Consider the following 14,086-nt stretch of genomic DNA (forward strand, 5'->3'; position numbering starts at 1 on the left):
GGGGACAGGGGTATGAGAACGTGGCGTGTCGGTACATTTTCAATGGGAGGGGCGCTGGTCTTGCTGGGCCTCTTCCTGTTTCTCTCCCGATTTTTCGGGTTTGATCTCATTCAGGCGATGACAGCTTGGTGGCCTGTATTATTAATTGTTCTAGGAATCGAAATACTCCTTTATTTATTCTTATCTAGACAGGAAAAGCCCATTTTAAAATATGACTTTTTAAGTATTGTTTTTGTCGGAATAATCGGTATGGTGGGAATTGCCTTTGCTGTACTAAATACCACAGGACTGACGGGGAAAATTGAAGAGGTTATGGTTAGAGAAGAGCGGTCCTTTGAGCTACCGGATTTCACTTACCAGGTGAATGCTGATATCAAACGGGTGGTCGTTCGTACGACAGGCTATGATATGACTATAGAATCTAGTCCGGAAAATGCTGTTTCGATGTTTGGAACATATAGAGTGCAGACGGCAGATAACACCAAATTGATTAAGAGGCCAGACGATTACATTTCTGCTAATCAAAAAGGCGACACCCTGTATATCAATGTGAAATCGTTACCTAACGAAGTAGCTCCGTTTAACCAAGAGGGAGAGATGGCTGCTACGATACTAGTTCCTAATAATATAAAGGTTGAGGTAATTGGCAGCGATAACACACTTAGATTAAAACCAAGAATGCTTACAAGCAACTGGAATATTGAAAGTGCGTCATCGATCGTCTTGGATACTTCAGAAAGCAAGGATCTCAAGATCGCAGCAGTAGGAGTGCAAGAGGTTACAGGGAAAGATGGCGAATGGAAAGTAACTGAAAAGCCTGCCACAGGAGAAGGAGAGCCCTCATTGAAAAGTGCCATTTTTCAGTCAGGTGAGGGGAAATATACCATTAATATTGCTAATGCCTATCAGGTTAGCCTTAACTCTGGGCAATAAATTCGATGAGCTTCCGGAACAATGACCTTTAGGCCGCCGGGGGCTTTTTATGTGACGAAAAAAGTAATTTTTTAAAAGAGTAGGCTGATAAGAGGATTCAACCAGCGAACAAAATGAATAGAAAACGAAGGGAGAAGGTACCGCACAACCCAAAACCAAACGGATTATTTACTTTTTTTTTGCAAAATAAGAAAACAGCGGTATTATATTAGATGGATGCATCGCTTTATTGTAAGCGCGGGTATTAATTGGTAGAATATAGAAGGCTATGGCGAATAGTTGAATTTATTAATAGGATGATGATGATGAAAAGAGCAAGACTGATTTACAATCCTACTTCGGGCCGTGAATTGATTAAACGGCAGTTGCCGGAGATTCTTGAAAAATTAGAAAAGGCCGGGTACGAGGCATCTGCCCATGCAACAACGGAAGCAGGTGATGCTACCTATGCAGCGCGAATTGCGGTCGAGCGCCGTTATGATGTGGTCATTGCTGCAGGTGGGGATGGAACCATCAATGAAGTGGTAAATGGCATCGCGGAGCAGGAATATCGCCCAAAATTAGGGATTATCCCCGCAGGAACCACGAATGACTTCGCCCGTGCACTCCAAATCCCTCGGGATGTCGGAGCGGCAGTAGATATCATTACAAGAGGTGAATTAATTCCAGTCGATATCGGCCGGATTAATGATAAATATTTTATTAACATAGGCGGCGGAGGCCGAATGACAGAACTAACCTATGAAGTTCCGAGCAAATTAAAGACGATGTTAGGACAACTTGCCTACTATTTAAAAGGAATGGAAATGCTCCCTTCCATCAAAGCTTCTGAACTTAAGATTGAATACGATGGGAAGCTGTTTGAAGGGGAAGCAATGATGTTCCTTGTCGGGTTGACCAACTCCATTGGCGGATTTGAAAAATTGGCTCCTGATTCATCCATCAATGATGGCTTATTTTCCTTATTAATTTTGAAAAAAGTGAATCTAGCCGAGTTTATTCGGGTAGCTACTTTGGCCATCCGAGGCGAACATATTAATGATCCAAATGTGATCTACACAAAAGCCAATCGAATTAAGGTGCAATCTCCGGAAAAGGTCCAATTAAACTTAGATGGAGAATTTGGCGGGTTACTGCCTGTGGAATTTGAAAATTTATACCGCCATTTAGAGGTTTTCGTGCCGCTTGATGACATTCGTCCAAATGACCGTCCGACGGATTGGGAATCTGGAATGAGATATAGTTAGTTATTAAAATAAAAAGCCCAAAGGTGAAACTTTAGGGCTTTTTTCGCATATCAATACGTGTTATCTCTTAGCTTCCATATACAAAGCTTGAATAAATTTCTTAATATTGATTCTGGAATGGCTGTTCTCACCTGAAATTTTCCCTTCCAGCTCTAACATTTTCATTCTAACCTGATTGTAATCGAAAAAGCATGAAGCGTAGTTTTCAAATTTTGCATTGGTGTAATCAGTAAGACCTAAGGAGGCGATATGGTCCAAAGCTTGATGGATGGCACGACGGATCCTTTGCTCGCCCGCTTTTATTTCTTTTCTTAATTCTTGTTGTGTGATGGAAGACCCGTGACGTTTTTCAATTATTTTTTCATACAAGTCCCTAAGTGGAGGAACATCGCGTATTCCTTCAGATTCCAGCCGGGATAATACTGCTAAAATATCAAGTAAATCCTTGTTGCCGCTCTCCCCGATAATCCCAAGCTCCAGCAGGATGTTCTTTCCGGATTTCACTATGGGATTATGGTTGGTCTTAAGCGGTGTTTGAGATTCTACCTTACTATTATTTAAAAAACTCAAAGATTTTTGGATATCATTTAAAGAATTTTCAAGTCTTAAAAGATTGGATACCTTTTTAAGGATATTCACAACTTCCAGGCGATTAATGGGTTTTGTAATATAGTGTTCAATTCCTAATTCATAGGCCTCCCCAATCATCTCTTTCGCTTCCACCTGAGATATCATAATAATTTTTCCTTTAAAAGAAGGGGAAATTTCCCGCACTGTTTCAATTCCGTCACGATTGGGCATTAGTAAGTCAATCAGAAGAATATCAATCTCTTGTTCGGCAAGTATATCTGCATAGACCTCGGATCCATCTTCCACATCTCCTACAACTGTTCCGAGTTCATCTTCTTCAATAATATTCGCGAGCATTTTTCTGATGGTTATGGAGTCATCGACAATAAAGAATTTCAAAGCTATTATCCCCCTTCAGTTAAGCTTGCGGCAGGCAATTCAATACCAAAAGTGGTTCTCTGTGTTGTATCAAGTAGATTGATTTCTCCGCCAATATTCTCAATGACCTGTTTGATATGCGATAAGCCGATTCCATTAGAGGCCATTCCTGTTTCATCATATTTCGTTGTAAAACCCGGTTCAAAAATATAGGGCTTATTTTTTTCAGAAATTCCTGATCCGTTATCACTAACTACGATCTTGATTTTTTCATTTATCCTTTCGACCAGTAGCTCAATCTTCCCTTTTTCATGGATTGATTCAACAGCATTCGCCACAAGGTTATTAATTAATGAAAAAAGGATAAACGTACGGTAATGTAAATGAGCACCCGAAATACTCACCTCATACTCAATCGATTTGCCCAGCATTTCTCCATAACTTTTATTGGATGAAATGATGATGGCAATAATATCTTCAATGTCCATATAATCATTAAAATTTTCCTTCACCATCAATTTCGATAGACCTGCATAAATTCGCTGAAGATCTTTTTTGATCTCATGAATTTGACCGGCAATCTTTAAGGTTGTCTGGGACTCCTGGTTGTTTTTTCCTCCCTTTAGCCCTCGATAAAGGCCATAACAGGAACTCGTTAGTTCTTCTGCATTTTTGGACGATTTTTTTACCTGAATCATCTCGACATATAGATTTGAAATTGTTAATAAAATTTCCTCATTCCGCTTACGCTGTTGTTCTTCTGCCAGCTTCGATTCCCTCAGAATAAGAATATTAAAAAAGCCTAATACAAAAAAACTGCGGATAATGGCAATCCCGCCAATGATGAGAAAGGTGTGCAAGGTAAGCGGTGTATGAGAAGAAAAGTACCTGAATGTGATTTCCACCATACTGGCAAGAATCTCAATGACTACTCCGAGTACACCAATTAAAAATGGATTGTCATATAGAGTATTAATTTTAAAAAGATAAAACAGCATAGAAAAAACAAGGTAATAAAAGAAAACTGGAAAATGCATAGAAAATGCATGTGCAATGCTTATTGAATCGGATTGTAATCCATACAGAATCATGCGAAACAGAAACACGGCAGTCCCAGCCAACAAACCCGACAGGATTGGATGTATTTTTCTCATCCATAATAGGATAAAGAAAAATACGGGCGTTCCAAGGCTGACCCTAATATCGACATGAATGGGATAGAATTTTAATTCACCCGCGATTGGTACAGCGAAGATGATAAACAGATAGGCCAATAGTTTCTCCCGCAGTAAAATCGCCTCCTATATTTATTAAAGCTTCTTTTATCGTAAAACGATTATGAACAAGTTTAACCCCAAAAAAATGACAAATTTATTAAGTTTTCAGATCTATGTGTATATTTATGTAGTTTTTAGTAGCCTCAATGATAATTTTTAAGGGAAGTTTCATCCCAGCACTTTTTTATTTTTATCACAGGATGCAGACATACCCTACTTCTATTTTGTAATGACTTGTGAAAAAATTCACATTCAAACAGAAGGTTGGTGAAGCCAACGAAAATGATCTAATTCAAAGTACCGAGTAAAAAAATCTATTATCGTTTGGAGGAAATCCATATGTTCTGGATAGAATTTTTGATTGTCCTGGCATGTATTTTTATTGGAGCAAGGTTAGGCGGGGTTGGACTTGGTGTAATGGGTGGAGTTGGTCTGGCGATTCTGGTTTTTGGATTTGGTTTGCAGCCAACATCTGCCCCAATCGATGTCATGCTAATGATTTTATCGGTCGTGACTGCAGCAGGTGCCTTGCAAGCTTCAGGCGGGATGGAATATCTTGTTTATCTTGCCGAGAAGGCATTAAGAAAAAATCCTAAATGGATTACATACATTGCTCCGCTGGTAACCTATGTTTTCACTTTTTGCGCCGGAACCGGACACGTGGCTTATTCAGTTTTACCGGTTATTGCCGAGGTATCACGGGAATCCGGAGTAAGACCTGAGAGACCTATGTCCATTGCTGTTATTGCTTCACAGCAGGCCATTACAGCAAGTCCAATTTCTGCCGCGACGGTTGCCCTGTTGGCCTTGTTGACAGATTTTAAAATCAGCTTACTTGATATTTTAATGATTTGTATTCCATCCACCTTGATTGCCTGCATGCTTGCCGCATTTGTTGCCAGCAAAATGGGGAAAGAGCTTAATCAGGATCCTGAATATTTGAAAAGGCTGGAGGCTGGCTTAGCTCCCATTAGGAAGGATAAAAAGGAATACAATGCGACCAAAGGCTCTAAATTGTCCGTTATCTTTTTCCTTTTGGCGGCTGTGCTGGTTGTGCTATTAGGTTCATTTGAAAAATTGCGTCCAGGCTGGATGATTGATGGAGTGTTTACTCGGATGACCATGCCTGCGGCGATAGAAATTGTTATGCTGTCGATTGCAGCCTTGATCATTATATTCTGTAAACCAAAAGTGGAAGAAATTGTTTCAGGAAGTGTATTTAAAGCAGGTGCAGCTGCGGTTGTCGCCATCTTTGGGATTGCGTGGATGGGAGATACCTTTTTCCAAGGAAACATGCAACTCATTTCTGGTTCCATAGCTGACCTTGTTACGGCAGCACCATGGTTATTTGCGCTTGCGCTCTTCGCGCTATCGATACTTCTTTACAGTCAGGCAGCGACGGTTCGGACTTTAATGCCGCTGGGGGTAACACTTGGAATCAATCCAGCGTTACTGATTGCCATGTTCCCAGCAGTTAACGGGTACTTCTTCATTCCAAACTATCCAACCGTCGTCGCAGCCATAAACTTTGACCGCACCGGTACAACTAGAATCGGTAAATATATATTGAATCACAGCTTCATGATTCCAGGCTTGATAGCCACCATTGGAGCGGTAGGGATTGGCATCTTGTTAAGCACGATTATTCTTTAATTTTAAAAAATGTAAATTGGAGATGACGAAACATGAGTGATTCAAATGCTTTCCGAATTGAAAAAGACTTCCTTGGTGAAAAACAGGTTCCGAATGATGCCTATTATGGTGTTCAAACAATGCGTGCAGTTGAAAATTTTCCGATCACGGGCTATCGAATTGATGGAATGTTAATTAAAGCAATGGCCATGGTGAAAAAGGCTGCAGCCTTTGCAAATGCAGAGATTGGCCAATTGGATAAAAAAGTCGCATATGCAATTATGGAAGCTGCAGATGAAGTAATGGAAGGGAAACTGCACGACCAATTTATCGTTGATCCCATTCAAGGCGGGGCAGGAACATCAATTAATATGAACACAAACGAAGTGCTGGCCAACCGGGCCTTGGAGATTATAGGCGAGAAAAAAGGGAATTACAAAGTGATAAGTCCAAATTCCCATGTGAATATGGCCCAATCAACAAATGATGCCTTTCCGACAGCCATTCATTTGTCCACTTTAATGGCATTGGAAACCCTAATCAAAGCCATGGAAGAGCTTCATTTAGAATTTATGAAAAAGGCAAACGAGTTCGACGGCCTGATCAAAATGGGTCGCACTCATCTCCAGGATGCTGTACCTATTCTGCTTAGCCAGGAATTTGAAGCCTATGCACGTGTGTTGCGAAGAGACATTAAGAGAATTAAAGAAACCCGCAAGAACTTGTATGAAGTGAATATGGGAGCAACAGCTGTAGGTACTGGCCTAAATGCGGAACCTGAGTACATTGAAAGAACAGTGAAGTATTTGGCAGGGATCACCGGCCTACCTATCAAAGGCTCCGAAGACCTTGTTGACGGAACGCAAAATACAGATGCCTATATCGAAGTATCGTCCGCTCTAAAAATCTGTATGTTGAATATGTCAAAAGTGGCAAATGATTTACGGATGATGACATCCGGTCCTCGTTGTGGATTAGGAGAAATCAATCTTCCGGCACGGCAGCCAGGTTCGTCCATCATGCCGGGAAAAGTCAACCCAGTTATGGCTGAAGTGTTAAACCAGAGTGCATTCCAGGTGGTAGGAAACGATTTAACGATAAGCATGGCATCAGAAGCAGGACAATTTGAATTGAACGTAATGGAACCAGTGATTGTCTTTAACCTGCTGCAATCCATTAAAGTCATGACCAATGTATTTACTGTGTTCCGTGAATATTGTTTAAGCGGCATTACGGCCAATAAAGAAAGAATGGAAGCTTACGTGAATAATAGTGTCGGAGTGATCACTGCCATTAATCCACATGTTGGTTATGAAACAGCTGCTAGTATTGCGAGGGAAGCGATTCTTACCAGTCGTCCGGTAAGAGAAATTGTTCTGGAACGGGGAGTATTGACGGCTGAAGAGCTAGATACGATTTTACATCCCTTTGAAATGACCAACCCTGGTATTGCCGGTAAAGAATTACTTCTAAAAAAACGGTATGCTCAAACACACGTATTAGCGTAGATTAAATGAGCTGGCGCCTTGCCAGGACCGGCGCCGGCTTCTTTTTTTACTAACTTTGCATCTTTAGGAGGGAAAAATTATGGAGCGTGGAAAACACCAGCACTTTTACCGAAAGCTTCATTCTCTATCAGGAATCATCCCTGTCGGTGTGTTCATGACGGTTCACTTATTCGTAAATTATTCGGCAACTTGGGGGATGGACTCATACAATAAGGCCGCAAACTTTATGGTAAATCTGCCATTCAAATATTTTTTGGAATTATTTGTTATTTTTGTTCCTCTATTGTTTCATGGCATATATGGTATTTTCATTGCCAGACAGGCAAAGAACAATATAGGCAGTTATACGTACCTCCGTAACTTGAAATTTTTCCTGCAACGAATTACGGGTTTCATAGCATTTGTGTTTATCATTTGGCATGTCTGGGAGACAAAGGTGCAGGTAGAGTTTAATGGAGTGGAAGCCAACTATCATTTAATGGCCAACATTGTTGATAACAACTTATCGTTAATACTCTACATTATTGGCATTCTCTCTTGTGTATATCACTTTGTAAATGGAATTTGGACATTCCTCATCACATGGGGAATTACCATTTCGCCTCAATCACAGAAAATCACACAATATATTTCTTTCGGATTATTTATCGCTTTAGCCTTTATCGGAATCCGCGCCATTTTGGCATTTGCATAAAGAGCTTGATAGGGAGGAGTTACCAATGAGCAAAGGTAATATTGTCATTGTAGGCGGCGGTTTGGCAGGATTGATGGCCGCCATTAAAATAGCAGAAGCAGGAACGAAAGTAGATTTATTTTCTGTCGTCCCAGTCAAACGCTCTCATTCTGTGTGTGCCCAGGGCGGAATTAACGGGGCTGTCAATACAAAAGGAGAGAATGATTCACCATGGGAACATTTCGATGATTCCGTATACGGCGGGGACTTCCTAGCCAATCAGCCGCCGGTAAAAGCAATGTGTGAGGCTGCTCCAAAGATCATCCATATGTTTGACCGAATGGGGGTCATGTTTAACCGCACCCCTGAAGGATTACTAGATTTTCGCCGTTTCGGCGGAACCCAACACCACAGAACGGCCTATGCAGGTGCTACAACCGGTCAGCAGCTCCTGTATGCACTGGACGAACAGGTACGCAGCCTAGAGGTAAAGGGATTGGTAACAAAATATGAAAGCTGGGAATTTGTCTCGGCCGTTCTTGATGATGCCGGCGTCTGTCGCGGAATTACAGCCCAGAATTTACGAACGATGGAAATGAAAGCTTTTCCGGCGGACGCTGTTATCATGGCGTCGGGCGGATTGGGAATGATTTTTGGAAAATCCACCAATTCAACCATTAATACAGGTTATGCAGCCTCAAGACTCTATCAACAAGGCGCCTTGTATGCAAATGGAGAATTTATTCAAATCCATCCAACCGCGATACCGGGTGATGATAAAAATCGCCTTATGAGTGAATCAGCTCGTGGAGAAGGCGGGAGGGTGTGGACCTATAAAGACGGAAGGCCATGGTATTTTTTGGAGGAGAAATATCCGGCTTATGGGAATTTGGTGCCGCGTGATATTGCGACCCGTGAAATTTTCGATGTATGTGTGAATCAAAAACTTGGAATTGATGGGGAAAACAAAGTCTACCTTGATTTATCTCATATTGACGCGAAACAACTGGACATTAAACTTGGTGGCATCATGGAAATTTATGAAAAATTCATGGGGGATGACCCGCGAAAGATCCCGATGAAAATTTTCCCTGGAGTTCATTATTCCATGGGTGGGTTATGGGTGGATTTTGACCAGCGAACCAATATTCCAGGATTATTTGCTGCCGGTGAATGTGATTACTCCCAGCATGGAGCAAACCGCCTTGGGGCGAACTCCTTATTATCTGCCGTTTACGGGGGAATGATGGCTGGTCCTAAAGCCCTTGAATATATTCATGGATTGGAAAAATCAACCGAACAGATTTCAAGTTCCATTTTTGAAAAGCAAGCAATGGAAGATACTCGAAAATATGAATCAATTTTAGCGATGAACGGAACGGAAAATGCGTATGTATTGCATAAAGAGCTTGGGGAATTAATGACTGCGAATGTGACAGTCGTCCGCGAAAACAAGAAGTTGAAAATGACCTATGAAAAACTTCAGGAATTCGCGGAACGCTATCAAAATATTAACATTGAAGACACGGAAAAATGGAGTAATTCCAGTGCTTCGTTCGTACGCCAATTAGAAGGAATGATTAATCTTGCCCATGTCATCACGCTAGGGGCCTACAATCGGAATGAAAGCCGGGGAGCGCATTATAAACCGGAATTCCCTGACCGCAATGATGAAGACTGGTTAAAAACAACGATCGCAAGATACAATTCCCAAACCAATCTTCCGGAATTATCATATGAGGACGTTGATATCTCGCTTATTAAACCTCGCAAACGGGATTATACAAAAGCGAAGAAAGGAGCGAAAGCATAATGGCAGAAGCGGCCAAGAAAGTTCACTTAATCATTACAAGGCAAAAGGATTCCAAGTCAGCTCCTTATACAGAGGAATTCCTGGTTCCATATCGCTCCAACATGAATATCATTTCTGCCTTAATGGAAATTCAAAAGAATCCAGTAAATCATAAAGGGGAAAAAACGACTCCAGTTATTTGGGAATCCGTTTGTTTAGAAGAGGTTTGCGGTGCATGCTCAATGCTCATCAACGGCAACCCCCGCCAAGCCTGTTCGACACTCATCGACCAGTTAGAACAGCCGATATGTTTGGCACCACTATCCACATTCCCGGTGATGAGGGATTTAATGGTGGATAGAACTCGATTGTTTGAGTCATTAAAAAAGGTAAAAGCATGGATTCCAATTGATGGAACATACGATTTGGGTGCAGGGCCAAGGATGCCGGAAAAAACACGGCAGTGGGCCTACGAGTTATCCAAATGTATGACCTGTGGCTGCTGTCTTGAGGCCTGTCCAAATGTCAATGACAAATCAGCGTTTATTGGTCCTGCCCCATTGTCGCAAGTGCGTCTGTTTAATGCCCATCCGACAGGTGCCATGCATAAGGAAGAGAGATTGGCAGCAATCATGGGTGAGGGCGGGTTGACATCCTGCGGGAACTCGCAAAACTGTGTGGAGGTTTGCCCTAAGGGAATTCCACTAACCACCTCGATCGCCCATTTAAATCGCCAAGTTACTGTTCAATCCTTTAAGAATTTCTTTGGAAGTTATTGATAGTTTGGAATATCTAACGGTCGTTAAATATATTCTTTTAAAGAATCCTGCATTTGAAAATAGTGCAGGATTTTTTGCTATACCTTGTATTGTTGCACTTTGAGTAATCTGCTGTAGATTGAAAGAAGGATCATTATAAGCTCTGAATAAAAGGGTGTATAATGAAAGACAACAGATTGTTAAGGAGTGTTGGGGATGAAGGCGCTGATTAATATTGATTATACGTATGATTTTGTGGCAGATGCTGGGGCATTGACGTGCGGAAAGCCGGGGCAGGAGATTGAAGGAGAAATCGTCCGGCTGACAAAAGAGTTTATCGAAAACGGTGACTTTGTCGTATTTACGATCGACGTTCATGACAAGGGCGATGAATACCACCCGGAAACCAAATTATTCCCGCCGCACAATCTTCGGGGAACGTCCGGAAGAGATTTATTTGGTGGGCTGCAGGAAGTTTTTGAAGCAAATAAGCATCGGGAAAACGTGATGTACATGAATAAGACACGGTATTCTGCATTTGCTGGAACGGATCTCGAAATTAAATTGAGAGAGCGCGGCATTACTGAGGTTCATCTTGTAGGTGTTTGCACCGATATTTGTGTCCTGCATACCTCTGTGGATGCCTATAATAAAGGCTTTAAGATTGTCGTTTACAAGGATGGGGTTGCCTCTTTTAATCCTTCAGGGCATGAGTGGGCTCTCGGACATTTTGAACAATCACTAGGTGCTATGGTTAAATAGCTTTAATAATGTTATTATGGTTTAAAATACTGAATAGCTGTATTAGTTTTCGGAGGACGATTATGAAACACATTTATCAGGATGATAGTTTTACATTGCATACTGACCTTTATCAAATCAATATGGCGGAGACCTATTGGAAGGATGGAATCCATAATAAACGCGCGGTTTTCGAACTGTTTTTTCGCAAGCTTCCATTTGGGAACGGTTATGCTGTCTTTGCAGGTTTGGAAAAGGTGATTCAGTTTATTCAAGGTTTTCGTTTCAGTGAAGATGATCTGGACTATTTGAAAAATGAAGTTGGGTATGGTGAAGAATTTTTAGATTATCTTAAAAATATGAGATTCACTGGTACAATTCGTGCTATGAGTGAAGGGGAGCTAGTCTTTGGCAGTGAGCCGATTTTACGGGTAGATGCACCATTGGCAGAGGCTCAGCTCATTGAGACCGCTTTGCTTAACATTGTAAATTACCAAACATTAATCGCCACAAAGGCTTCACGCATTAAACAAGTAGTTGGTGATGAAGTGGCCATGGAATTTGGCACCAGACGGGCTCAAGAAATGGATGCAGCCATCTGGGGAACAAGGGCGGCTTATTTGGCAGGATTCCAGGCCACCAGTAATGTTCGTGCCGGTAAATTGTTTGGTATACCTGTTTCAGGGACACATGCCCATTCAATGGTTCAAGCATATAAAGATGAATATACGGCCTTCCATAAATATGCGGCAACTCATAAGGATTGCGTATTCTTAGTGGATACATATGATACGTTGCGATTAGGAGTGCCCAACGCAATTAAAGTAGCGAAGGAACTAGGGGACAAGATTAACTTTATCGGAATCCGTCTTGATAGCGGAGACCTTGCTTATTTATCAAAGAAAGCGCGTAAACTGCTTGATGAAGCAGGTTTTAAGGATGCCAAGATCTTTGCCTCGAGTGATTTGGATGAATATACGATTTTGAACTTAAAGGCGCAGGGTGCTAAAATCGATAGCTGGGGAATTGGTACAAAACTGATCACCGCTTTTGATCAGGCGGCTCTTGGCGCAGTTTATAAGATTGTTTCCATTGAGAATGAGAACGGAGAGATGGAGGATACCATTAAAATATCCTCAAATCCTGAGAAAGTCACCACTCCAGGATTAAAGAAAATCTACCGGATTATCAACAATCAGAACCACTATGCTGAAGGAGATTACATCGCGATGGAGGATGAAAAGCTGCCGGAAAAACGGTTGCGGATGTTCCATCCTACCCATACGTACTTAAATAAAATTGTCACCAACTATACAGCAAAAGAGCTACACCAAGATATTTTCGTGAATGGAGAGCTAGTTCACAAACTTCCATGCTTAGAAGAATCCAGAGAATATTTAAAGCAAAACCTAGACGCCCTCTGGGACGAATACAAACGTACCATGAATCCCGAAGACTACCCAGTCGACCTCAGCCAAAAATGCTGGGACAACAAAATGAGAAACATCGAAGAAATAAAAGAAAAAGTTGCAGCAATGAAAGAATAAATAAAACAGTGAACCGAAGGACGCCTCTCAAAAAGGGCGTCCTTTTTCATAGGGATGCGGTGCCTGTCACCTTTTTGAGTATTTTCAATAGAGCCAGGTGTTCCTTTTTACAGCCTGCCATCAATTAAAGGAATGGCAGGAAATGGGCATGGTGAATAAGCCCCCTTGGCACCTGAAAAAGGAAAAGAGGGGAAAAGACGGGAAAAGACGGTCGCCAATAAGCCCCCTTGGCGCCCGGAATAAGGAAAAGGGCCGAGAAGGCGGTCGCCAATAAGCCCCCTTGGCGCCCGAAAAAGGAAAGGAACCGAAAAATCGGTCGCCAATAAACCCTCTTGTCGCCCCAAAAATATAAATTGAAAAATGGCAATCGCCAATAGGACACCAATCAAAACCAAATTGCCAGTACCCGTTAAAATCAAAAAAGCAGACTCTAAAGTCCATAACCAAGCACCTAAGAGTCTGCCTTTCATTTATTTTTGTTTGAAGTAATCAACAAATGCATGGAAAATCTCGATACCTTGGTAAGTTAACAGGCTCACCGCAGAAAATGAGAAGAAGCCAATCATTAGAAATCGAATCCACATTTTAAAATTCCTCCCTTATTTTTAAAAAATAGTGCATTAAAGGGAGGGTGAGACCATGTAATTAGATTGATAAAATTTAGGTAATAGAAAGAAGTAGCCTTTGTAATAATTAGATGAGAAATACTGCAGAGAAAATGTGGTAATGGGCAGGATCAGAGTCAAGATAAATAGTAATGGAGGATGAAATGGCTGTTTTTTCTCATCGTCCCATTGCACCTTGGATGACGTATCATCCAACATGATGACAGCCTTATGCTCGGCAGCGTGATTGGTGTGATTGATGGAAGGTAAATGAATCAAGGTAAAAGCCAAAAGACTAAGGAGCAATAGGATGGAGACAGCATTAAACTTCTTCACCGTAATCGACTCCTTCCAATGAGATTGTTTTAATCATACTCACTTTCATTATATTTGAAAACAAAAATATTCTGACAATTTAAATGAAA

The 14,086-nt window shown here is 41.4% G+C and carries 13 protein-coding genes; 9 read left to right on the forward strand and 4 right to left on the reverse strand.

Translation table 11 applies throughout. From position 1 onward, the window contains the following. Positions 1-933: hypothetical protein (locus V7083_RS16465; RefSeq protein WP_335479798.1), on the forward strand; the 933-nt coding region annotated here is incomplete at its 5' end. Positions 934-1,238: 305 nt separating this feature from the next. Next, the gene (locus V7083_RS16470) at positions 1,239-2,180 is read left to right on the forward strand and encodes a diacylglycerol kinase (protein WP_335479800.1); all 942 of its coding nucleotides are present in this window, start codon (positions 1,239-1,241) and stop codon (positions 2,178-2,180) included. Between the two features lie 60 nt (positions 2,181-2,240). On the opposite strand, the gene V7083_RS16475 is transcribed toward V7083_RS16470, so the two are convergent. Beyond that, positions 2,241-3,149, reverse strand: a complete 909-nt coding sequence (locus tag V7083_RS16475) for a response regulator (protein WP_335479803.1) — start codon at positions 3,147-3,149, stop codon at positions 2,241-2,243. A 5-nt stretch (positions 3,150-3,154) separates the two neighbouring features. Then, positions 3,155-4,402 carry a sensor histidine kinase gene (locus V7083_RS16480; protein ID WP_335479805.1) on the reverse strand — a complete coding sequence of 416 codons (1,248 nt, stop codon included), beginning with the start codon at positions 4,400-4,402 and terminating at the stop codon, positions 3,155-3,157. Positions 4,403-4,744: 342 nt separating this feature from the next. Here V7083_RS16480 and V7083_RS16485 point away from each other — a divergent pair, with 342 nt between their 5' ends. From V7083_RS16485 to V7083_RS16515, 7 genes are all read left to right on the forward strand, one after another. Continuing rightward, complete coding sequence (locus V7083_RS16485; RefSeq protein ID WP_335479807.1) at positions 4,745-6,058, forward strand: anaerobic C4-dicarboxylate transporter; 1,314 nt, start codon at positions 4,745-4,747, stop codon at positions 6,056-6,058. Between the two features lie 32 nt (positions 6,059-6,090). Then, on the forward strand, positions 6,091-7,545 hold the full coding sequence (gene aspA, locus V7083_RS16490; protein ID WP_335479808.1) for an aspartate ammonia-lyase: 1,455 nt from the start codon (positions 6,091-6,093) through the stop codon (positions 7,543-7,545). A 79-nt stretch (positions 7,546-7,624) separates the two neighbouring features. Next, positions 7,625-8,239: a succinate dehydrogenase cytochrome b558 subunit gene (locus tag V7083_RS16495; protein ID WP_335479810.1), complete on the forward strand. Its 615-nt coding sequence runs from the start codon at positions 7,625-7,627 to the stop codon at positions 8,237-8,239. A 25-nt stretch (positions 8,240-8,264) separates the two neighbouring features. After that, complete coding sequence (gene sdhA / locus V7083_RS16500; protein ID WP_335479812.1) at positions 8,265-10,031, forward strand: succinate dehydrogenase flavoprotein subunit; 1,767 nt, start codon at positions 8,265-8,267, stop codon at positions 10,029-10,031. Next, on the forward strand, positions 10,031-10,789 hold the full coding sequence (gene sdhB, locus V7083_RS16505) for a succinate dehydrogenase iron-sulfur subunit (RefSeq protein ID WP_335479814.1): 759 nt from the start codon (positions 10,031-10,033) through the stop codon (positions 10,787-10,789). Before sdhA ends, sdhB begins: the two co-directional genes overlap by 1 nt. Before the next feature lie 195 nt (positions 10,790-10,984). Further along, positions 10,985-11,530 carry a cysteine hydrolase family protein gene (locus V7083_RS16510; RefSeq protein ID WP_335479816.1) on the forward strand — a complete coding sequence of 182 codons (546 nt, stop codon included), beginning with the start codon at positions 10,985-10,987 and terminating at the stop codon, positions 11,528-11,530. Between the two features lie 62 nt (positions 11,531-11,592). After that, on the forward strand, positions 11,593-13,056 hold the full coding sequence (locus tag V7083_RS16515; protein ID WP_335479818.1) for a nicotinate phosphoribosyltransferase: 1,464 nt from the start codon (positions 11,593-11,595) through the stop codon (positions 13,054-13,056). A gap of 107 nt (positions 13,057-13,163) precedes the next feature. Here the strand turns inward: V7083_RS16515 and V7083_RS16520 are convergent, their stop codons facing one another. Then, positions 13,164-13,475 (reverse strand): hypothetical protein, encoded by a 312-nt coding sequence (locus tag V7083_RS16520; RefSeq protein ID WP_335479820.1) that lies wholly within the window; start codon positions 13,473-13,475, stop codon positions 13,164-13,166. A gap of 201 nt (positions 13,476-13,676) precedes the next feature. Further along, on the reverse strand, positions 13,677-13,997 hold the full coding sequence (locus tag V7083_RS16525; protein ID WP_335479822.1) for a hypothetical protein: 321 nt from the start codon (positions 13,995-13,997) through the stop codon (positions 13,677-13,679). Positions 13,998-14,086 lie beyond the last annotated feature (89 nt).

The organism is Bacillus sp. JJ1764, from assembly GCF_036962145.1.
Classification (GTDB): domain Bacteria; phylum Bacillota; class Bacilli; order Bacillales; family Cytobacillaceae; genus Neobacillus.

Bases quoted from the DNA above. Each gene is read 5' to 3' on its own strand.
- V7083_RS16510 (WP_335479816.1), top strand. From the start codon at position 10,985: ATGAAGGCGCTGATTAATATTGATTATACGTATGATTTTGTGGCAGAT.
- V7083_RS16470 (WP_335479800.1), top strand. From the start codon at position 1,239: ATGAAAAGAGCAAGACTGATTTACAATCCTACTTCGGGCCGTGAATTG.
- V7083_RS16515 (WP_335479818.1), top strand. From the start codon at position 11,593: ATGAAACACATTTATCAGGATGATAGTTTTACATTGCATACTGACCTT.
- sdhB (WP_335479814.1), top strand. From the start codon at position 10,031: ATGGCAGAAGCGGCCAAGAAAGTTCACTTAATCATTACAAGGCAAAAG.
- V7083_RS16495 (WP_335479810.1), top strand. From the start codon at position 7,625: ATGGAGCGTGGAAAACACCAGCACTTTTACCGAAAGCTTCATTCTCTA.
- V7083_RS16485 (WP_335479807.1), top strand. From the start codon at position 4,745: ATGTTCTGGATAGAATTTTTGATTGTCCTGGCATGTATTTTTATTGGA.
- aspA (WP_335479808.1), top strand. From the start codon at position 6,091: ATGAGTGATTCAAATGCTTTCCGAATTGAAAAAGACTTCCTTGGTGAA.
- sdhA (WP_335479812.1), top strand. From the start codon at position 8,265: ATGAGCAAAGGTAATATTGTCATTGTAGGCGGCGGTTTGGCAGGATTG.